This window comes from Marinobacter sp. V34 (genome assembly GCF_055524115.1).
On sequence record NZ_JBUPZY010000011.1, the window covers coordinates 114,579 to 135,814 of the forward strand.

At 53.1% G+C, this 21,236-nt stretch carries 23 protein-coding genes; all 23 read left to right on the plus strand.

From position 1 onward, the window contains the following. Positions 1 to 395: 395 nt before the first annotated feature. The 23 genes from pilL2 (at position 396) to AC0B60_RS17395 (ending at position 21,036) form a co-directional block, all read left to right on the plus strand. Positions 396 to 848 carry a PFGI-1 class ICE element type IV pilus protein PilL2 gene (gene pilL2 / locus AC0B60_RS17285; protein WP_206855401.1) on the plus strand — a complete coding sequence of 151 codons (453 nt, stop codon included), beginning with the start codon at positions 396 to 398 and terminating at the stop codon, positions 846 to 848. Next, complete coding sequence (locus AC0B60_RS17290; protein WP_465087161.1) at positions 845 to 1,801, plus strand: hypothetical protein; 957 nt, start codon at positions 845 to 847, stop codon at positions 1,799 to 1,801. The genes pilL2 and AC0B60_RS17290 overlap by 4 nt, the downstream gene beginning before the upstream one ends. 3 nt (positions 1,802 to 1,804) lie before the next feature. Then, positions 1,805 to 2,119, plus strand: a complete 315-nt coding sequence (locus AC0B60_RS17295) for a hypothetical protein (protein ID WP_465087162.1) — start codon at positions 1,805 to 1,807, stop codon at positions 2,117 to 2,119. A 3-nt stretch (positions 2,120 to 2,122) separates the two neighbouring features. Then, a complete protein-coding gene (locus AC0B60_RS17300) occupies positions 2,123 to 2,905 on the plus strand; it encodes a TIGR03759 family integrating conjugative element protein (RefSeq protein ID WP_465087163.1) in 783 nt (260 codons plus the stop codon). A 22-nt stretch (positions 2,906 to 2,927) separates the two neighbouring features. Next, positions 2,928 to 3,449, plus strand: coding sequence for a transglycosylase SLT domain-containing protein (locus AC0B60_RS17305; RefSeq protein WP_465087164.1), 522 nt, complete (start codon positions 2,928 to 2,930; stop codon positions 3,447 to 3,449). Further along, positions 3,434 to 3,997, plus strand: a complete 564-nt coding sequence (locus AC0B60_RS17310) for a PFL_4695 family integrating conjugative element protein (RefSeq protein ID WP_465087165.1) — start codon at positions 3,434 to 3,436, stop codon at positions 3,995 to 3,997. The genes AC0B60_RS17305 and AC0B60_RS17310 overlap by 16 nt, the downstream gene beginning before the upstream one ends. Next, entirely contained in the window at positions 3,997 to 6,048 is a 2,052-nt protein-coding gene (traD, locus tag AC0B60_RS17315) for a type IV conjugative transfer system coupling protein TraD (protein ID WP_465087166.1), read from the plus strand. Before AC0B60_RS17310 ends, traD begins: the two co-directional genes overlap by 1 nt. A 3-nt stretch (positions 6,049 to 6,051) precedes the next feature. After that, positions 6,052 to 6,780, plus strand: a complete 729-nt coding sequence (locus AC0B60_RS17320) for a TIGR03747 family integrating conjugative element membrane protein (protein ID WP_069183748.1) — start codon at positions 6,052 to 6,054, stop codon at positions 6,778 to 6,780. 281 nt (positions 6,781 to 7,061) lie between these two features. Next, positions 7,062 to 7,373, plus strand: coding sequence for an integrative conjugative element protein, RAQPRD family (locus AC0B60_RS17325; protein WP_041335900.1), 312 nt, complete (start codon positions 7,062 to 7,064; stop codon positions 7,371 to 7,373). Next, a complete protein-coding gene (locus AC0B60_RS17330; RefSeq protein WP_075195089.1) occupies positions 7,370 to 7,627 on the plus strand; it encodes a DUF3262 family protein in 258 nt (85 codons plus the stop codon). The genes AC0B60_RS17325 and AC0B60_RS17330 overlap by 4 nt, the downstream gene beginning before the upstream one ends. A gap of 62 nt (positions 7,628 to 7,689) precedes the next feature. Beyond that, positions 7,690 to 8,049 (plus strand): TIGR03745 family integrating conjugative element membrane protein, encoded by a 360-nt coding sequence (locus AC0B60_RS17335; protein ID WP_083231808.1) that lies wholly within the window; start codon positions 7,690 to 7,692, stop codon positions 8,047 to 8,049. Continuing rightward, on the plus strand, positions 8,049 to 8,456 hold the full coding sequence (locus AC0B60_RS17340; RefSeq protein WP_069183749.1) for a TIGR03750 family conjugal transfer protein: 408 nt from the start codon (positions 8,049 to 8,051) through the stop codon (positions 8,454 to 8,456). Before AC0B60_RS17335 ends, AC0B60_RS17340 begins: the two co-directional genes overlap by 1 nt. A gap of 2 nt (positions 8,457 to 8,458) precedes the next feature. Continuing rightward, positions 8,459 to 9,133, plus strand: coding sequence for a PFL_4703 family integrating conjugative element protein (locus AC0B60_RS17345; RefSeq protein WP_465087167.1), 675 nt, complete (start codon positions 8,459 to 8,461; stop codon positions 9,131 to 9,133). 1 nt (position 9,134) lies between these two features. Further along, the gene (locus AC0B60_RS17350; protein WP_069183751.1) at positions 9,135 to 9,986 is read left to right on the plus strand and encodes a TIGR03749 family integrating conjugative element protein; all 852 of its coding nucleotides are present in this window, start codon (positions 9,135 to 9,137) and stop codon (positions 9,984 to 9,986) included. A 9-nt stretch (positions 9,987 to 9,995) separates the two neighbouring features. Beyond that, entirely contained in the window at positions 9,996 to 11,480 is a 1,485-nt protein-coding gene (locus tag AC0B60_RS17355; RefSeq protein ID WP_075195088.1) for a TIGR03752 family integrating conjugative element protein, read from the plus strand. Beyond that, a complete protein-coding gene (locus tag AC0B60_RS17360; protein WP_141697208.1) occupies positions 11,440 to 11,853 on the plus strand; it encodes a TIGR03751 family conjugal transfer lipoprotein in 414 nt (137 codons plus the stop codon). The genes AC0B60_RS17355 and AC0B60_RS17360 overlap by 41 nt, the downstream gene beginning before the upstream one ends. Positions 11,854 to 12,030: 177 nt before the next feature. Beyond that, positions 12,031 to 15,153, plus strand: coding sequence for a conjugative transfer ATPase (locus AC0B60_RS17365; protein ID WP_069183753.1), 3,123 nt, complete (start codon positions 12,031 to 12,033; stop codon positions 15,151 to 15,153). After that, the gene (locus AC0B60_RS17370; RefSeq protein ID WP_075195087.1) at positions 15,153 to 15,620 is read left to right on the plus strand and encodes a DUF1525 domain-containing protein; all 468 of its coding nucleotides are present in this window, start codon (positions 15,153 to 15,155) and stop codon (positions 15,618 to 15,620) included. Before AC0B60_RS17365 ends, AC0B60_RS17370 begins: the two co-directional genes overlap by 1 nt. Before the next feature lies 1 nt (position 15,621). Further along, positions 15,622 to 16,767, plus strand: a complete 1,146-nt coding sequence (locus tag AC0B60_RS17375; protein ID WP_041335884.1) for a TIGR03756 family integrating conjugative element protein — start codon at positions 15,622 to 15,624, stop codon at positions 16,765 to 16,767. Between the two features lie 49 nt (positions 16,768 to 16,816). After that, positions 16,817 to 18,172: an integrating conjugative element protein gene (locus AC0B60_RS17380; RefSeq protein WP_465087168.1), complete on the plus strand. Its 1,356-nt coding sequence runs from the start codon at positions 16,817 to 16,819 to the stop codon at positions 18,170 to 18,172. Continuing rightward, entirely contained in the window at positions 18,172 to 18,537 is a 366-nt protein-coding gene (locus AC0B60_RS17385) for a hypothetical protein (RefSeq protein ID WP_069183756.1), read from the plus strand. The genes AC0B60_RS17380 and AC0B60_RS17385 overlap by 1 nt, the downstream gene beginning before the upstream one ends. A 5-nt stretch (positions 18,538 to 18,542) precedes the next feature. Beyond that, positions 18,543 to 20,204, plus strand: coding sequence for a conjugal transfer protein TraG N-terminal domain-containing protein (locus AC0B60_RS17390; protein WP_069183757.1), 1,662 nt, complete (start codon positions 18,543 to 18,545; stop codon positions 20,202 to 20,204). A gap of 376 nt (positions 20,205 to 20,580) precedes the next feature. Beyond that, complete coding sequence (locus AC0B60_RS17395) at positions 20,581 to 21,036, plus strand: terminase gpP N-terminus-related DNA-binding protein (RefSeq protein ID WP_069183758.1); 456 nt, start codon at positions 20,581 to 20,583, stop codon at positions 21,034 to 21,036. The last annotated feature ends 200 nt before the right edge of the window (positions 21,037 to 21,236 follow it).

Consider the following 21,236-nt stretch of genomic DNA (forward strand, 5'->3'; position numbering starts at 1 on the left):
CAAATGCCTTAGATAATTCAAGGGTATTCCGGTTAGCGTTCACGGCCTAGCCTCATCGGTGTTAATGACTCGGTTAGCCGGCAAGCAAATCTTGCAGTGATGATAGGACGCCAGACGAGTGGCTTTTGTATGGTTTTTAGCCATGCTGTGCGATCGCTACAAGCACGCACGAAAATATTGGGGGAACAACGATCCCACCGCCCCATTTCCGGATCAGTCTCAAAATCGGGTTTCGCTATACCCGGCCTCGAATACAGCAAAGCACCCTGATTGGGGTGCTTTTTTCGTTTCTGTGAATGCAAAAATAAACGGTCATCGCCCCGTGACCTTTTAAACCGCAATTCACTAGGGAAACCCCATAGGCTACCCCTGAATTCTATTCAGAGGTTTTTGCCATGAAAGTCTTACCCCTTGCTTTGCTGTGCTGCCTCTCAGTCTCAGCATACGCAGAATCAGTCATCCCTTCTGACCAGGCAGAACGTGAGCAAGTGGAGCGGATGCAAACTGGTCGGTATTCGTTTGTTCAAAACATCCCGCCAGTTGATCAGCTGAATCCATTGAAGGTGGTTATTCGCACTCGGGTTCCTCAATCAATCAATTCCGTCGGACAAACCGTGGAATTTCTGCTGGCACGTTCAGGCTACGTTCTGGCAGATGCCTCCGTGCTGAGTGAAGAGGCTAAGGTGCTCCTGGATCTTCCTCTCCCAGCCATTCATCGAACTATTGGGCCGATGACCTTGGACCGCGCTTTGAACACGCTCTCTGGCGAAGCCTTCGAGCTGATCGTAGATCCTGTTCATCGCAAGGTTGCCTTCGAGCTGTCTGAAAAGCTGGGGGGCAAGTCATGAGCAAGCTGCAAAAGGGTATCGTTCAGAGCATTTCACCCGCCACCAAGAACAAGGGTCCGGATCAAGCAATGCTGAATGAGGGTCATGATGCATTCGAGGAGGCTGGAGTTGCGACAAATGAGCTCCGTGATGCTGGCGCCAAACAATCCGAAGATAAACTGGAGAATTTTGATCTGGATCTTCCGGTGTCTGAGTCTAGGGAAGCTGTCGGCTCCGAGGGCGAATCAAAAATTGAGCCGGAACCAATCCCCGTGAAGGCCCAACCCTCTAAAAAGAAAGCGCCGAAAACGGCAGGTGGAGGTGGAAAATTGCTGGGTGGATCAGCTCTGGTGGTTTCACTGCTGGCTCTCAGCGTCGCGGGAGTGATTGGCTTTAATCAGCTCGAAAGCGACAGTCAGATCCGGCAAACAGTTTTTGGCCTTCAAGAATCAATCTCGGATCTAGTGACGCAGGACGGCGAGATTTCTCAAAGTCTGGCCCAGACACAGTCTGCGGTTACAGAGAACACGGCCCGCATCTCCGACATCGAACAATTCCGTTCGGACCTGGCAACCATGTCCACCGTGCTGGACAGCATCCAAAACGAACTGGGCGGTATCAAGACCACGTTGGGAGATCATCGGAACATCCTCGATGAGCATCGACTCGATATCGATGTCGTCAGCAAGGAAGTCAAAACCCTCAGTGAGCGTCCGGCAAGGACTGTCGTTAAGACAGTAACGACGCCAGCACCCCAGCCCGTTTCAGAAGTCCAGACACTGGAAGGTGCCACTGTTGCCAGCATCGACATGTGGGGTGTCGAGCCTTACGTGGTTCTTCAAGACTCATCAGGAGGTTGGGTACCCCTCAAAGTTGGTGACTATTACCGCGGATGGAAACTTCAGGGTGCTGTGAACGGCGAGGCAGTTTTCAAAGCCGGCTCGAAAGTTCGACGCCTGAGCGTGGAGGGTTAAGAGATGGAACCAATCACATTGGCAGGTCTTTTTGTTGTGGCTGTTGGCGGGGGTATGTATTTCAACGCTGCTGATCAGCAACTGCATGAGGACACAGAACCACAAGCCGAAAACGTTTCTGAGGTTGCTTCCAAGAGCACGAGCTTTACTCGGGGCGTTTTCATTCCAACAGATAGTGGTTACTACATTTCGAATCTTTCATCGGAACCGGTGAAAGTAGAGGGCTGCGATCAGCCGGTCCTGGTCGCCGACCTGAGTCAGCCCCGATCAACGGAAGTACGGGAAGTCTCGACAGTCATGGTCGATTGCGAGGGGTAATTCATGATTCGCAAAACCCTCTTGGCTTCTCTTCTGATCAGCGTAATAACGGCTGACATTGCGATAGCACAGACTCCGACAGATACCCGCTCGATGGGGAATGTTTCCTCTCAGGCGCAATCGAGTCTCGATCAGAAGTCCGGCATGCAATTGACGGATGAAGAACGGTCTCTGGCTAAGCAGTGGATGCTCAAAGAGTCTGACTGGATCAAGTACAAAAAGATCATGTCGGGTCCGCGAGGCATTTGGTCTCCGGGACTCGATCCACTCACGGCTCTCGGCGTTACCGAGACGGACCCTGCTGAGCGTGAACGCTACGCCATGATCTGGATGAAGGTCGAATCTCGGCGCATGGAACTGGAATTGGCTTTCGAAGTGGAACGCATGAAAGCGGCCAAGGACTTGTTCGGCGAAAACCCCGTCGTGATTGATGCTCCTCATTGGGAGCAGGAGTGGAATGAGAAGTACAACGCGACCACGACTCACGTTGCTCTGTTTGTAAACGACTTCTGCCTCGAAGATTGCGAAGACCTGGTCAGCGAAGTTAGAAAATCTGTATCGCGAAACTCTCGTCTGGACATCTTTTTCAATGATGGAGCTTCAGCGGAGTCCATTTCCAAGTGGGCTCGCCACATGAAGATCGATCCGGAAATTGTCCGAGCGCGGAAAGTCACGCTCAACTTCGAGTCTGGGAAGGCTGAAGAGTTTGGCGTTGATCTCGACAACCTCCCTGCGGTTCGAACCTTCAATGTCGCATCGGGCGACATCACCGAATACGGCGAGTGAGGGTAGGGCGGTGAAATACCTTTTGGCGTTTCTGATCGGTGCCGGTTTGTGGGGGGACGTTCATGCCTCCCAAATTCCACCGATGTATCAGTTGGTCAGTCAGGAGCAGAAGGTACCGGCAAAACTTTTCTTCGCCATAGTTTTGAATGAGTCCAGAACTCGGACTGAGCATGCAAACCGAACACTGCCTTGGCCCTGGACGATCAACCATCGTGGAAAGGCGCACTTCTTCAAAACACGCGAAGCGGCATTCCGATTTGCAGACGGCCTGGTCAAGGCGGGGGATTACCACTTTGACGTGGGCTTGGGGCAGATGAACTGGCGCTGGCATAAAGAAAGGTTCCGCTCACTTTGGGACGCTTTTGATCCCTACCTGAATCTCACGGCAGCGGCTAAACATCTTCGTGAACAATTCGAACGACCGGAATGCTCATCATGGGAGCTGGCCATTGGTTGCTATCACCGGCCAGCGCAGCGCCCGAAAGACAAACAAATCGCCAATGCATACAGAGAGAGAGTCATACGCTTATGGGCCAATATCTGAAAAAAGCAGCTATAGGCATTGCCTTGGCCTCAGCACTTGTTTTTCCGGTCCATGCTGGAACCATGAAAGAGCAGCTCAAGGGATTCTATGAACTCGAGGTTATTGGTGATTTTGGCGGCCAGTCCGCAGAACCATTCCTTCCTTCAGATTCCGATTTTAAAGAGCAACTGCAGAAACTGAAGGATGAACGCCGAGGCAAAAGGTTTTTGGTCTCGAATCTCCCTGTTTCGTCACCGTCATTGACTGTGGGCAGGGTCGGTCCTCAAGAGGCGGCTGGGATTCGTTATGACATGTTGAGCCGGCCCATGTTCATTATCGGTTACGACTCCGTTTCCATTAACTGGCTCAAACAGAACCGGCGTTTCCTGAAAGAGAAGCGGGCCATTGGCTTGGTGGTGAACGTAGCGACTGTCGAAGAGATGAATCATTTGCAGTCCGTGGCAGGTGAGGGAGTCTTGCTACAGGCGACCAATGGCGAGCAGATGGCAAAAGCCATCAAACTTCGGCACTACCCGTTCTTTGTTGATAAGAATGGACTGATGCGCTGATGGCCACCCAGACGCTCGAGGCTTTGCTTCGCCCGCCGGTTGAATTCTATTCCGGAACAGTCAGCGTATGTGCAGCCGGCATTTGCCTGGCCGCCCCCTCATTACTGATGATGACTCCGAGTGTCGCCTACACTTCTGCTGTCATTCTGGTTGTCTTTGGACTCTATCGTTTTTACCAGGGGTCCAGCGTCATCAAGTATCAACGAAACCTGAGGCGGTTGCCGCGTTTCGCCATGTCTTCTGACCAGATCCCCTGTTTCAAGAATCACCTTTACCTCGGACAAGGGTTTCGCTGGACCCAGACGCATACTCAGCGTTTGAAGGACACCATGGCGCCCATCTCAGCCAAGTACATCCGTCCGTCCCGGATAAACAATTTTGCGCGTGAGCTGGAGCGCAAACTGGAAGGATCCAAACTTCAATGGGTCGCGGATCTGACCAGCAAAGATCACCCTTTGAATCCTGTTCGCCCATACCCGGCCGTGGGTGGCAATCCCGTAACCCATGCCGTTGAGCTTGAAGAAAAGCAGGTATTGCTGGCGATGTCAGAGCGGGTGGGGCACACCCTTTGCCTGGGAACCACGCGAGTCGGTAAAAGTCGGCTGGCTGAAATCCTGATCGAGCAGGACATTCGTAGGAACGACGGGCCAGTAATTCTGCTGGATCCGAAATCTGACGCCGGACTACTCACGCGAATGTATATGGCTGCCAAGAGGGCAGGGCGGGAAGACGATTTCTACATGTTCCACCTTGGGTTTCCGGACTCTTCCGCCCGTTACAACGCAGTCGGAAATTTTTCGAGGATCACTGAGATCGCCGGTCGTATCTCTGGCCAGCTTTCAGCCGAGGGTAACAGTGCCGCGTTTAAAGAGTTCGCATGGCGCTTCATTAACATTGTCGCCCGGGCATTGGTAAGCCTGGGGCAGCGTCCGGATTACAACAACATTCTTCGGTACGTGACGGACATTGAACCGCTGTTCTGCGAATACATGGACTGGTGGTTGCCCAGGAATGGTGAAGAAGGCTGGATCGAGGACATCAATGCGATGACAGGCGACGCCGAGAAGAAATACAAGGCCAACCCCCGACTTGCAAAGCACGTCAATCCCCGAACAGAGGCCCTGAGGCAGTACGTTGAACAGTTGCACGTCAGCGATCCGGTACTTCACGGCCTTCTATCCGCCTTGCGGTACGACAAAACCTACTTCGACAAGCTCGTGGCCAGTCTTCTGCCGCTTCTCGAAAAGCTGACGACCGGCAAAATCGGGAAGCTGCTCGCCCCTGATTATTTCGACGTTACCGACGAGCGGCCCATTTTCGACTGGACCCAGATCATACGGAAGCGAGGCATCGTGTACGTTGGGCTGGATGCCATGAGCGATACGGAAGTTTCCTCCGCAGTGGGGAATTCCATGTTCTCGGACCTGGTAAGCACCTGTGGCCATATCTACAAGCATGGTTTTGAACACGGAATGCTTGAGGGTCAGGCCAATTCACTTCCAAAGGTTTGTCTTCACGCCGACGAATTCTCTGACCTGATCGGAGATGAGTTTCTGCCGATGGTCAACAAGTCCGGTGGATCGGGTATGCAGATCACTGCTTATTCTCAGTCTCGGCAGGACCTCGAAGCTAGACTCGGAAATGTCGCCAAGGCACGGCAGGTTGAGGGCAACTTCAACAACCTGATTATGCTTAGGGTAAAGGAAAAGGACACCGCCGAGCTGCTGACGAATCAACTGCCTGAAGTCGAAATTGCCCAGATTATGACGGTCTCTGGTGCCAATGACTCGTCCGACACAGACTCAAGCGTCGACTTTACCTCAAGCACCCAGGACCGGATTTCGATGCTGCGGGTCCCGATGCTCGAGCCCGGTCACATCACTGCGCTGCCAAAAGGTCAGGCATTTTGTCTTCTGGATGGCGGTCAACTCTGGAAGGTTCGTTTTCCGTTACCCGTTGAGGACGATGACGATGATATGCCGGAAAACATGCAGGCTCTGACCCGGGAAATGGATCGGAACTATCATACAGCTGAGCAATGGTGGAACTGACAAATGCCAGAGGGTAAATCGGAACATCCCGCTCAGAAGCGTGGCTTTGTCGGCAAATCAATCGATCTGATTCTGAAAGTCATTGGCCTGCTGTTGTTCAGTGCGTTCATGTCGATCGTCATAGAGTGGATCAACATGGGCTTCTTCCAGGATGAGCCCACCTACAAAAATGCGGAAGAGATGATGTTCCAGGAGATCGGCTATCTGAGTGAATCGCTGACCTCAGAAGACCAGACGAACGAGGGAGCTGTTAATTCCGCGAGCTCAACGATCACAAAAGTGGTGAGTTTCCTTTTCGTCGATTCAGGCCTCCTGGAAAGCCTTCAGTCGGTAAGAACACCCGACGCCAACGACGGTCAGATTATTCTGATGATGAAGGGCGTGATCGCCGAATATTATGAGTACCTGATGGCGGCCATATACATCCTGATCATGTTCTTCGTCCGGATTGCGGTGCTAATGCTCTCTATGCCGGCTTTCGTGCTATTCGGGGTCGTTGGCGTCTGTGACGGACTGATGCAGCGTGACTTAAGGCGGTGGCGCGGTGGAAATGAGTCTGGCTATGTCTATCACTGGGCGAAAAAGTTTGCGATTCCGACTCTTGCCCTCGCGTGGATTTTATACCTGGCGATTCCCAGTTCCATCCATCCGAACTATATGATCACACCATTCGCTGTCCTGTTTGGACTGTGTTTAATGGTGATGAGCTCGAAATTCAAAAAGTACCTCTGAGTATTGTTTGAACCTCTGCAAGCCTCGCCCCTCATTACGAGGGGTTTTTCTCGAAACTCCGGCTGGGGGCTCGCAAGTCCGGCTCATATCGAGCGTTTCTTACCTTTGACGATCCACTTAATACGCACAATTAGCCCATCGATGGACGCAATTCCGATCAACGTCCACACACGTTTCATCCCCTTTTAAAAGGTCACCAACCTGTGACCTTTTGATCAGCCTTTTTACAAGTGTGCCTGATTAAATCGCTCTCATCAGAACTCACCAGATAAGAGATCACGATGAGAGTTTTCAAAACGATTCTTTTTTCCAGCCTGATTGCGACCAGCACAAATGCAGCTGCGGACATCTGGGCGGAGCGTGAAGCGCTCTCAAACATCCAGTCCGAGTTGGCGGCTCTGGAGGCGCTGGTTCTGAACGCTCGCGCCCGAAGCAATGCTTCTGACCGGACGCAGTTTGACTACGAGATTCTGTTGAGTGACCTGCGAAAGATCCAGCACGGCATCACGCATCACCTGACAGTACCCATGGAGCCAGTGGTTCCGTCAACCATCGACGCTCTCAGCGTCAACTACACCGAGCACAAGCAATGAGTCCTGATCAGCATCAATGGTTTCAGGATGGCTCTGGTTGCAATGGTGCCGCCTCTTGCTGGATGACAGCAGCGAACCTTCTGACCTTGGCCCAAATGATTGCCGTTGTCGCAGTGATTACGTTCATCGCCTGGACCTGCATGCAGGCCTACGAAAACTGGGCGAACGAGGAGATTAAGTCCGGACAAATGATCTTCATTTGGGCGCGGGCGGTCTTCGTTCTCCTCGTGATGCTCTTCCTAATCATCAACTGACCAGCGCAGTAACCCTAGCAGTACCCAAAAAGCACCATCCCAAAAACTAGGAGAAATCCAGAATGAAACAAGCAATGCAGAAGTACACGGCAATGAAAGCAGCTGCGGCAATGGCGTTCCTTTCACTCGGCACTCAGGTTCAGGCAGCTCTGCCAGCCACCGCTAACCCGACCAACGCACCGGCCCAGGGCGACTATATCGGTCTGCTTAAAGGTTACGCCTTTGATATCGCCATCGTCCTCGGTCTGATCCTCGGCACCATCGCGTTTCTGGCTGTCGCCAAGAACATGATTGCGACTTACAACGAGATTGGCGAAGGCAAGAAGACCTGGGGCGACATGGGTATGCACGGTGGCATGGGCGTTTTGTTGCTTGTCTTCGTGGTCTACCTCCTGACGCAAGCGGCTACCGTGATTTTCTAATGGAAAAGATCGGTATGAAGGGTCGAGAAATCGACTTCATCCCAGACCGGCTCATTGAAGAGCCGGTCGTTTTCCGGGGCCTGACGGACACGGAAGTGGTCGTGCTGATAATCGCAGGCTTGGTCTTCTGGATCCCCGTTTCCGTTCTTCTTCTCTTGCCATTCGGATGGGGACTTTTCGGAGTCGGTATCGGTGTTGGTATGGCCATCATCTCGCTTTTGCTGGTTGGCAGATACCTCACAGGGCTGAAGCGCCGCCGGCCAGATGGTTTGCACATCGTCTATCTCAAAAAGATCGCACAGCAAAAATTCAGCTTTATCAATTTCGACTACATCGAGACCTCTCAGGCCTGGGACATACGCCGCGAGAGAACGGTAGTGAAAGTTAAAACCAAAACGGAGGACTGAGAGTGGCGCGTTTAAAAAAGGCTCTCGACGGACGGGATGCTCACATTCTGACACTGCGAATCTTTGTCGGGATTCTCGCGATCGCCCTGATTTACAGCATCCTCGGATGGAAAGAAGCCCCGGAGCGGATCAAGATTGATATTCCGCCTGACCTGCGCTCTGGTTCCACTCGTGGCATCAACGAGCGGCATCCGTTCAACGTCTACGCATTCGGCTATTACATCTGGCAGCAGATGAATAACTGGCCTGTCGATGGCAAGGACGATTACAAGCAGCAGATTAGACGACTGAGCTGCTACATCACCCCCCGGTTTAAAGGTGAACTCGAGCGCGATTATGAGCAACGTCGGCTCGATCATGAATTGACCCGCACCCGGGCACTGCAGGAAATGCCTGATCGCCCATACACGCCCAAGCGTGTGTACACCGAATCCAAAGACAGTTGGGTGGCCTTCTACGACGTCAACGTAAAGGAAACCTTCCGTTCAGAAATCGTGAAAGACATCTTTGTCCGTTACCCAATCCGCTTGGTTCGCTGGGATGTTGACCCCGAATGCAATCTTTGGGGCCTTGCCTTGGACGGTTTCTACAAAAAACCGCGTCGTCTTGAGGGAGCCATTGTCGAGAACGACGACGTCCAGAACACCAACACTACATCTTCAGAATTGGGTGAGTGACATGCGTAAGTACATCCTGAAATCCCTAATCTTTTTTTTCATGGCCGGGTCGGTCACGGCAACAGAGATCATTCATTACCAAAACCTGCCGGTCACGATCGAACTACATAAAGGTCAGGAACGGTCGATCCAGTTCGGTTCACATGTCCAGGTTGGAGTGACAAAAGGGCAGCAGATGAAGCAGCTGTTCCGTGTCCAGTCGGCCCAAGGTGCTGTTCACTTCAAACCGTATGAGGAATTCGACAAGCAGCGGGTCCAGGTCCGTCGCATGGCCGACGGTCAGGTCATTCTGCTCGATCTGATTTCGACCGAAACGCCCGAAAACGCGGAAGAGCTTGAGGAAATTCGCATTGTTCTGGAAACGGACAACGAGGTTCCGGAGGCGGAAGCTGTAGCGGCGATGCCTGAGCCAGTGGAGCGAGTCACTCCGATCGATCTGACACGCCATGCCGCGCAGCGCCTTTATGGTCCGACTCGACTTCACCGGGATCGCGCCGGGATCTCCGAGATCACGCTTGGCGTGAAAGGAGCGGTTCGCATTTTCAAAGGTGACGCGCGTTACGCCACGGTTTCCAAGCCAGTCCTTGGTTACAGCGGTGGCGGCTATTACCTCGCGGCGATGTACGTCCGCAACATTTCCGACCGTGCTATTGGACTCGATTACCTGGATCTGAACCTCCCGTTCTCCCATGCCACCTTCCAGCACCACTCATTGGAGCCGAACGGCACTCCGGGAGACAGCACCATCCTCTACCTGATTTCAGAGCGGCCTCTGAAGGAAACCCTGTATCCGTGGACGCATTACCAGGATTTGCGTCAGGAAACTCAGTCCATCATCAACGCCAAGAACTGAGGACGCGACATGAATGCAAACATTGTGATCAAAGGTCTTGCGGTTTTCGTTGTTGCCGTCCTGTTCGTGGTGATCATGAAAGGTGGTAAATCCGAGGAGGCTCAGGCCGGTGCGGTTGCTCCAGCTTCTGAACTGGAGGGTTTATCCGCCATTGAATCAGGCCCAGGCATGGTCGACAACGGTCTTTCAGTAGATCCGCTGGCTGACGATTACCTGAAAGATGAATTCGGGGTAGACGTCGATACGCCGGTTGAAACCATGAGAACACTGACGAAAGAGACGCGCGCTGTCCGCGAAGATTCGGTCAAGCTTCAGAAAGAAAACGAGCGCCTAAAGCAGGAAATCTCCAAGTTGCTGAAGATGGAAGGCAACCTTAAAGGGCGCATCGAAAATCGGTTTCAGAACGCCGAACGTGACGCCGAAGCAAAGCAGCGTGAGCTTGAGCACACACAGGATCTAACCCGCGGCCTCGTTGCTCGCCTGGAGAAGCGTCTTGAAGAGTTGCAAGGCCAGGAGGAAAGCAGCCAGACCTCTGCCAATGGCTATGACATCAACTCAGCGGGCATCCCGACGGGCCTGGGATACGATCAAACCGGCTCCCCGGTGGATTATGACCAAGTGGTGTGGACGAACCCGCTAGAGGCAACGGTCGATCCTACGGATCCGTCGAAAATTTCTTTGCCCGATTTCTCGCTGAACCCGGATGAATTGCCGGCGCCGGCCGCAGGCATCGCGCGGAACGCAACCGAAAAGAGTAAGGAAGAACGGTCAATCAAGGCTTACACGATTCCGGACAATGCGACTCTGCTCGGCTCAATTTCCATGACTGCAATGCTGGGCCGGATTCCGGTGGGTGGGCAGGTAGTTGATCCATACCCCTTTAAGATCATGGTGGGACCAGAAAACCTGTCCTCGAACGGAATCAAAATCCCCGGCCTGAACGGCATCAAAATGTCCGGCATTGCCAAGGGCGACTGGACTCTATCCTGCGTCAGCGGCCAGATCGAGAGCATGACGTTCACATTCCAGGACGGAACTCTGGTGACCTTTCCTGAACCCGGCGCCTCCGGCGCTGAGCCTATCGCCTGGTTCTCTGACAAGTATGGCATCCCCTGTGTAACCGGCAAGCGCATCACAAACGCACCCAGTTACCTCGCGCAGCGAATCGGGCTCACAGCGGCCAGTTCCTACTCAAAGGCGAAAGCTGACGCCGAATTTGCCACACAAACCAATGCCTTTGGCGGTTCGACCCAGGCTTTGACAGGGGATCCGACTGTTGTCGCCCGAAACGATGCCATTGCCAGCGGTCTGGATGAAGTTACGGACTGGCTGGACGAGCGCCAGAGCAACTCTTTTGACGCGATTTATGTAGAACCAGGCACTGAGATTGTTGTGCATGTGACCGAACAGATCGCTATCGACTATGACCCTGAAGGAAGAAAGGTAAATCATTATGCAGACCTCTCGCGCCGTTCTGATTATCAGCTTGATTAGTCTCTCGTTGGCAGGTTGCGCCAACAAGGACAACTTCATTCCGCAGCCCGACCGGGACATGGCAACCGTTTATGGCCAGCACATGAGCGGTATCGGGGATGGCAAGCTCATTGATACCCGGTCGCTAATTCGCCGCCCGATGATCGAGGGCGACGTGGAGCTCAGCGACTACGTTCGCACCGAGAAAACCCAGCTGCAGAGCAAGTTCAGAATGCTGCCGAACCCGAAAATGTACATGTTCGTTGGTCCGCATCTGGCGACCGAGGACGAAGTTCCAATTCCGGGTTATTTGACCGAATTCAGGATGTGGGAAAAGGACCATTATGCGCTGCCCGGAGAGCTTTCTGATCTTGGGAACCGATTCGGGGACTGAAGGGTGAGAGCCGTAAACCCAAACACAGTGAAAGCAGGTCTTCTGCAGACAAGCAGAGCGAAAACCGCATATTTGATTCAGGGACGGGTGTGGGATCGGGAAGGTGATAAGGCCGCCTTCCCAGCCACGGCTGATACCCCTACACCCGAGATAGCGCAAGGACAGGAGGCGTAATCCGTGGACTTAGCCAAGGCAATTAAAGACATTCTGGTGCCGGCACCGAAGAAACCAGTGGAACCGAAAGTCGAAATCCAGACTGCCAGTAATGACGGTGAAGGGCAGCGCAAACCACTCACGAAAACTGCGGTAAAGCGCATTTATCGCCGTCCCTCATCGTTCGTTGAGAAACTGCCTTGGTATGAATTCCAAAGCGAATCTCAAACGATGCTGTTGGATGATGGGAAAAGCGTAGGTGCTGTTTTCGACATCATCCCGATTGCCACAGAAGGTCGTTCCTACAACTGGTTGCAGAATCGGCGGGATATGATTCAGGACGCCCTTCAGGACTGCTTCGAGGAAATGACGGCAGGGCCCTGGATCATCCAGCAGTACACCTATGATGACGACAACCTGGAAGATTACATCCAGAAATTGCGTCTCTATCCGAAGCACTACTGCCGGGATTCATCGTTCACTCAGGAATGGCTGAGAACGATGGAAACCCATCTGCGCGGAATCTGTAAGGAAGGCGGACTGTTCGAGGATAAAGAAGTTCTCGATGCGCCCTGGAGTGGCGGCCAGCGCCGGATCAAACTCGCTGTCTACCGGAGACTGCCCGAGAAGTGGAAATCCTACGCGGGCATGACGCCGGAAGAAGAGCTCAATGACACCATTGAAAAGCTGGATGCTGCTTTCCGGGATGCCGGAATTGGTCTGGTTCGTAACGGTGGAAAGGAAGTCTATGAATGGCTGTTGAAGTGGTTCAATCCGCGTCCGGAGCTTACGGACGGAGATCGCCAGAAGTTCGTTGAACTGGCGTCCTACCCAGACGAGGAAAGTTTGCCGGCCGGTGATGATTTCGCTGAAAGCCTGTTCTTTGCCTTGCCAAAGTCTGATGCCCCGTCACAAACCTGGTGGTTTGATGGTCTCCCACACCGCTGTTTGCGAGTGCACAAGATTCGTCGGACGCCCAAGATCGGCCAGATCGCCGGCGAAGTAAGTGCGACGACCCCGGACGGCCTATCAACCGGCAAAGCTTCCTGCATGATGGATAAGATGCCGCCAGGCACAATGATCGCAACGACCATTATCGTCACGCCTCAGGACGAAGTTCAGAACCATATCAATCGGATTCAGGACAAATCCAAGGGTGAGTCCGTCGACGCAACGATGACGCGCGAAGACTGCGAAGTTGCCAAGTCTCTTATGGGTAACAAGCACAAGATCTATCGCTCGATGATGTGTGTTTACCTGCGTGGCGAAAACCTGAAAGACCTGCGCAAAAAAACCAACGCGGCCAGTACGATACTGCTGACGAATCAGCTCGCGCCGGTTCGCGAAGAAGACGAATCCCTCGGCCTCGATGCGTACATTTACAACCTGCCCATGGTTTACGAGCCCAGCATGGACGCCAATTTCAAGGCGACCCGTCCGGTTTGGGCCCAACACCTAGCAAACCTTGCCTCCCTTTTCGGGCGGCATCGCGGTACCGGAAATCCAGGGCAGACCGCCTTTAATCGCGGTGGCGAGCCGGTGTCCTACGACCCGTTCAACGGGAATGACCGCAAGAAGAACGCGCATGGCCTCATTCTTGGCCCGACCGGTGCCGGCAAGTCGGCACACATCACCAACATGTCTGCCCAGATCATGGCACTCCAGCGCCCGCGGCTGTTCATTGTTGAGGCCGGCAACAGCTTTGGTCTGCTGGCTGATTATTTCGCCTCTCAGGGTCTGTCTGTAAATAAGATTCAGCTCAAGCCTGGGGCAGGGGTATCGCTGCCGCCTTTCGTAGACGCCGATCAGATGCTGTCCAAAGATGAGGAAGATCTGCTTGGCTCGCGAATCGTCTCTGATTCTGCATTGGTTGGCGAAGACGACTTGATCGCACACATCCCCGAGAAAATCCGCATCGGTGACATCACCAAGTCCTATGACGAACTGACCGAAGCAGAGCGCAAGGATGTTCGCGCCCGTGCGGCCATGGACGTTCTGGCCGACATGATGATGGATGAGGATTCGGGCTCGGACGACGAGGGTGACGAGCAGCGGGACATTATGGGTGAGATGGAAATTGTCGCCACACTGATGATCACCGGCGGTGAAGAGGAGGAGGCGAAAAAGCTAACCCGTGCAGACCGGCGGATGATCCGGGATGCGATTCTCAATGGCGCGAAGCTCGCCAGGTCAGAAGGCCGCCGCACCATGACTTCGGATGTCTCGGAAGGATTCCGGATGATCACCAAAGATCCGGCCTACCCGGAACACCGTCAGTCCCGTGCCTTCGAAATGGGGGAATCCCTGCGGATGTTCTGTGATGGGTTCGAGGGCGAGGTTTTCAATACAGATGGAGACGGCTGGCCGGATACCGATGTGACTATCGTAGACCTGGCCACGTTCGCCCGGGAGGGCTACAACGCTCAACTGGCGATCGCCTACACCTCAATAATGATGCGGATCAACAACCTTGCCGAGAAGCATCAGCACGACGAGCGTCCGATCGTGATGCTGACAGACGAAGGGCACATTATCACCACAAATCCATTGCTGGCGCCGTTCGTGGTCAAAGTCGTGAAGATGTGGCGAAAGCTTGGTGCCTGGTGGTGGGTGGCGACTCAGAACATGGGGGACTTCCCCAACTCCGCCCGCAAGATGCTCAACATGATCGAGTGGTGGATTGCCCTGGTCATGCCTCAGGACGAAATCGAGGAAATTGCGCGTTTCAAAAACCTCAGTATTGAGCAGAAGCAGCTCATGCTTTCTGCTCGGAAAGAGCCCAAGAAGTACACCGAGGGCGTTGTTCTATCCGAAAACATGGAAGCCCTGTTTCGGAACGTCCCGCCCTCGCTCTACCTGTCCTTGGCGGGCACGGAAAAAGATGAAAAAACCGAGCGTGCCAAATACATGCGCAAGTTCGGCATCACGGAAGTGGAAGCTGCGGAGTATGTCGGCAAGATGATCGACTTTTACCGTGGCATCGCTCCGAAACCGGCCGATCCGGTACCGGCGGCGAATAATCCCATGTCTCAAGCCCGGGTCACTCTCGAGCGCCTTGAGAAACTCCAGAGTGAGCAGGGCCAGCAGGTTGTTGCCAAAGAAGTCATGGAATCCCTTCGTGCGACCGTCGCGGAGGAAGACAACTGATGAATCGTCATCTGCTTCAGTCCTTGGGTTTTGTCGTTACGGTGCTTGCCAGTGCCTCAACTCTCGCGGCTGACTCCATACAGACCATCCGGATATTTGAGACCAATGATCAGTTTGTCCTGCAGGACGAGCGCTTGTCTGACCGGGTGCAGATTGAGGTGTACGACATGGACTCCAAAAATCGCGCAACCAAGCAGCTCAATCAACGGATGCGTGCCTTGGTCCCGAAGAAGATCCAACCCACCAAGGTCGAGAAAGCATATAGAGACGCTTTCAGCCAGGTGCTTAACAGCCCCCACTGGCCAGCGATCAATCAGGAAATACAAGCAGGGGCCCGGGCCATTGAAGCTGCGATGCGCTTTGGCATCGAAAAGCTTCCGGCCATCGTTTTCAACGACCGCCAAGTGGTTTACGGCGAGCGCTCATTAAAGGCGGCTCTGGCCGTCTATAGCAGGGAGAACCACTGACATGCGGACGTTCATTTCTCTGGTGTTTCTGGTGTTGATTGGCAGTGCCGGGAACGCTTTTGCCTACCCGAGCGAGTGGACGAACTACGATCCGGGCGATTTGGACGCAGTCAGGGACGCGACCATTACGGACACCCAGAACCGGTTGGAAGAACGTGATGGCCAGGTGGAATGTATCGCCTGTCATGGCGAGCTGAACGACACCTACGATGGCGTCATCGATACCTTTGAAATCGTCGATCAGACCATGTCCGCCGCTCTGAGCTGTATGGACTGGGAAATCCGTGGTGCTTGCATCTGGATGACCTGTGCCGCCTTTGTCTGCTGGGTAGACACGTCCATCAAGGTGAAAAACTTTGTACCGGACCTGGTGGTGCAGTCTTATGACCGTGCTGCTGGGGAGCCATGGACCGAATCCCAGGACATAAACCAGATCTCAATGGCTGAGAACGATTCCTCATGGGTGACAACCATGATTGGATGGGTCACGAACCACAACGTCGACAAGGTAGAAGGCGGCCGCTCCAATGAAGCCACCCGTTATGACCATGTAAACCTCGATTTCAAATTGGTGGACTCATACGGGAATCCTGCGCTGGTGGCTTATAACACGCTGGCCCAGGGCCTATTTGGAATGGTCTGTGCAGGCCGTACCTTCCCGTTCTATCCCTATTTCATCTCAAACCTGGACTCCATCGCCTGGCGATGGCACCTGCCTGAGTTTTTCTACCCGATTTCATGGGCGGTCGGCATGGATAGACTCGGATCTGGCCACAACAGTTATGGCGGTGTATTTCCCAGAAGCGGGTTTCTGACCCAGGCGGACGGTCTTAAATCGGGTGTTCTTACCGCTTTTCGCGCCATGCACTTTGTGACCCGCCCTAACGAGCCTCACCTTTATTTCACCATCGGTCAGCCCAGTGAAGACGGATATTGGCCGCCCGGCCCACTGAATCAGAACGATAAAGATACCGGTGTCTTCCAGATGTTGTATCCGCAGGATGAAAGCTCATGCCAAAAGTTTCCCTATGGCGCCACACCCTCAATGAGTAAGCGTTCCGACGACGATTCTTATGTCTGGAATTTCTGGCGAGCATATAAGTGCTGTCAACGACGGGGGTCGTCTTTGATTTGGCACTCTGGCTGAAGTCGTTCCAAACCGACCGTCATCAAAAGATTTATAAGGATTTAAGGCAATGAAAAATCGTAATCAATGGATTGGCGTGGTCCTCGCGGGATCGTTGGCGGCTAGCGCGAATGCGATGGAAACAACGTCGCCCCGGCTCAACACACTGATGGGCTATCAGATTGGGGGAGGGCTTATTTCTGGACCGCCGACCAAAATTCACTCGATCCCGATTTTGAGTTTTGGTGCAGGATGGGATTTAAACATGGCATGTGGTGAGTTCGATCCAAAAATGACGGTGAAAAACCAGTTGAACGGACTCACGGACGGTTTCAAAAACATGATGGACAACGTCATTAACAGCGCGACAGCTGCCGTTGCCTCCCTGCCGGCGTTGGCCATTCAAAAAGCCGATCCTGGACTCTATGACCTTCTTCAGCAAGGCATTCTGCAGGGCAAGATGGACTTTGAATTCGCCGAATCGTCCTGTCAGGAAATGGCGAATCTGATGATGGGCGATTCCACCGATTACCCATGGGAAAAGTTCAAGATGAACGCCAAGGTGGCGGACTGGTCCTGGAATATTGGGGCTACTGGTGGTGATGCCGTGGCAGCAAAAGAGAACGTGGATGGCTCTAACCACGGCGATGCGGGCTCAGAATGGGTCTGCAACAGCAAAAAAGGTGGAGCCGGACAGCCGCCAATCCGTGCCTTAAGAGACGTTGTGATGGTGGGCTACAACGTCCTGTTTGATCGCAACGACAGCTGTGACTCGGCGTCTGTGTCCGTTGCAGACGGGCAGGGCAACGCGCTTTGGGAATACTGGAACGGTCCGATTCAGGCCGCCGATTGGGCAGTATCCGTGGTCGGTGATTCTGAAATCCGAACCTGCGATAACTGTAAAAAAATCACTTCCCGCCCTGGCAAAGGTCTAGCCTACCGTCATCGTGACATGGAACAGGATCTTTACGATGACCTCGAAGACTTGGTGGACGGAACTACGGCTCTCAGTTGGCAAAACCTGAATCGGGTTTCCGCGCCTCCTGGGGTCCGTGTGACCGATCTTGTCATCAAAGCCATCCGAAAGCGTAATCCAACCGCTCAGCAAGAGATGCTGCGCAAATTGTCGAGCGAAATTGCGTATACACGTCTTGTTGAGCAGGGTCGCTTCCTAACTCAAATGCTCCGTTCGGGCGTTAAAGAGCCGAACGTTGCCAACATGGATACCGCGATCGCCATTATTGATAACGCGATTGATCACCTGAACGTTGAGTTGGCCCAACTCGACCAGGAAATTGAGACCCGTGAGGCGGTAGCAGAGAGAACAATTGGCCATTTGCTGGGCACCGAAGAGCGGATCTACCAAAACACAAACCTACCGTCAGGCAACAAACCGTCCGGCCTGAACAGTTTTGGAGTTCAGTGATGCAAAAAACCCGGAAGATCCTGATGGTTTCTATGGGCGGCATCGCTGCCCTGATGATCATCGGCATGGTTGTCGCGGCTTTGACGGATACTTCGGCAGAGGAGGTCAAATCCCTCGACTTAATAGCCGAATTGACCTGGTACAGAGTCGCCTTTTTTGTCGCCATTGTGGCCGCTTGGCCAGCGATTTCTCGCTACGCCACTCGTTTGCCGGATCGCGGCGAAACGTCGAACGAAAAGTGGCTTGCGCTGGAAAAAAAGCATGCCGCGGACTTTAAGTTCATGCGATCGCAGTGGTGGAAAATTGCTCTGTTGCTGGCGTTTGTCGAGATCGTACTTATCCAACAGTTCGGCATAGGGAGATAGCCGGAATGGTCGCCAATACCTACCTCGAAATTTACACAATGATGTTTGGGTGGAATATGTACGAGGCCATTTGGGATGTCCTCGTCGGAACCGGGGTGGCTCTGATTCCTTTCATTGTTGCTGTCGTGAGTACATTTAAGGAAAACTATTCCGCCGGCAATGCCAGTGAGACGATCAAGAGCATGGAAACAACGCTGCTCGGAATGATCCTGGTGCTCATGTTGTGCGTCATTCCCTATAAAAGCATGTCCACGACGCTTTCTGGCGTTCGCTACGAGGTGACGGTTCAGGATTGTGGAACGGCCTCGAACACCAATACACCCTCCAGCACTGCGTCAGGGACCGGAGACAATACCCAAACGGGCTTTGATTCTGCTATGAGTGATCTCCAGACGTGGCAGGTTCACAAACCGGTTGCCTGGACGCTGGTCGAAACCGTTTCAACGGCCATTACGCACACTTCCATCAAATCCATGACCTGCGTGAACAACTACGAGTTCATGTTGATGCGCATATCCAATATCACCATCCAGGATGAAACCCTACGTAAGGACATCCAGAACTTCTACGAAGCCTGCTATAAGCCGGCCGTGAACAAGTACAAGGCCAATCCGCCGGTCGATCCGGTGACAGGCAATCCCATGGTTTTGACCAACGTTGAACCCTGGGAGGATATTGATTGGATGGGCAGTCGCATTCTGTTGGGCTACGCCGATGCCTATTACCGGGACAAAGAGCTATACGTTGCGAACTATGAGAACAAGGGATTCTCCCGACAACCTACATGGCGAGATTCTGACGCAGCCCATCAAACCGGTGTCTATCCATATTGCGAAGAAGTCTGGCTTGGCGAGAGAAATGCTGCGGGATGGTTCAACAATGGCGGCGATGGGTTGCGAGAGAGGATTCTTGACGACATTCCTGACGATGAAGTCGGGGACATTGTTGATGACTGGAAGACTTGGGGTGCTGGCGTTTTCAGCAAACAGACCGAGCCGGACCAGGTCAAAGAAGACATGATCCTGAAGCTGATTCTTGAAAATAACCACAGTGATCTGTCAGCAGCTACTCAGCTGGACATGAGCAATAACTTTGACGCGAATAAAGGCTTCTGGTCCCAGATGTGGGATAACGCGACTCAGCTGGGCAACGTTCTGACGTCAGCCAACGAATTTCTGCAGGCCAACGCTATACAGCAGATGTTCAAAGTGGCCGGGCCCATGTTGTTGGTTATGTTCCAGATGATCGTGGTCATCGCGGCTCCTTTCGTAATGATTTTTGGAAGCTATGGCTTCAGCTCCTTTTTCGCATTGGCGGTTACTTGGTTCAGCCTGGAATTTATCAACGCCATCTGGGCAGCAGCTTACTGGTTCGATAACCGGATCCTACAGATCTATGCCACCAATGCAGGCTGGTTTGATGAGATGACCAACAGCCTTCTGATCCGGATTGTCAGCATGAGCTCCATCTTTATTCTGCCAATGATCTGGCTGTCCATCATGGCTATGGCCGGAAGTTCAATGCTTCGAGGCATGGGTGGTGGCGGTGTAGGCGGTGGTATGGCTGCCGGAAGCTCGGCCTTTGCTGGCGGCATGGCTGGGACTATGCGTAATACTCGCGGGCTATTACCACGTGGAGGCTCAGGCAGCGGGCGCGGTAGAAAATAGCCTGACAAGACGGTTAAACATCCTCCAAGACGCGATTCGTAAATTGACGAATCGACCTCTCCCCGGGCCGCTGGCATGGCGACCCGGGGATTCACGTTCAGTTTTCTTTCGGATTTGGTCCGCGATACTCCGAGTGATTCGGGTTCAGTTGATTCGACCGGTTGTTGAGCCTGGCACGATACGCTGCGCTTGTTGGATTGAGCGCGATACTGCGCTGGTCATTGGGTGTGAGTTTAGATTTGCATTTAGGCATACTGTTTCCTCGCGTGTTTTTGGGTGGCGTGAACAGATTGGAATGCCGGCGCCCACAGCGCTACTTAAACAAGCTTAAATCCGGCTTAGATTTTCTTAAATGCTGATAAAACAGAAGGTTAGAATGCGTAGATTTTTCGGGGATTTATTCAGAGATTCAGCCTACGATCACCGGAAAATTCTCAACAGCGAGGACCTGATCAGGACAGCCAAGCAGATGGGGTATACCCAACCTGAGATTGCTAAACTGTGCGGAGTATCCCCACCGATGGTTCATTACTGGGGAAATCCTGACAAGAAAGACAAGCCGACTTTCAAACAGTTTGAGCCACTTATTACGCAATGTGGCCCAGGGCGATTGATTGTTGAATTGGAACCCTTGGCTGCGTCTGCACGCGAGTTGCCCAAATACAAAGTCTTCCTTGCGATGGCCTTCTTCTTGGCAACAATGGGCGGCGTTTTTTGGTTCGCCTCCATTGAGCCCTGTCTCGACCAATGGGATGAATGTCAAAAACTGGAGTGGTACGAGATGGGGTCATTCGGGTTGAAGGTTTTTTCAGAATCCCCAATTCGAGATTAATTCTGACTAGCTGAGCGGTACCTAAGGTTTCGGAGTCTTTAAACAAAGCGAACATTCAGAGACCATCAATTTCTAAACAAAAGCGGACATTAGTCAGCGCTTTCTAAAGATCCGCTCTTCCATTGGGAAAGGGGCCTTTTCATGAAGAGATTGGCTTTGCATTAAACGGCCGGGGTAAGTACAGACTCTTTTTAGGAATG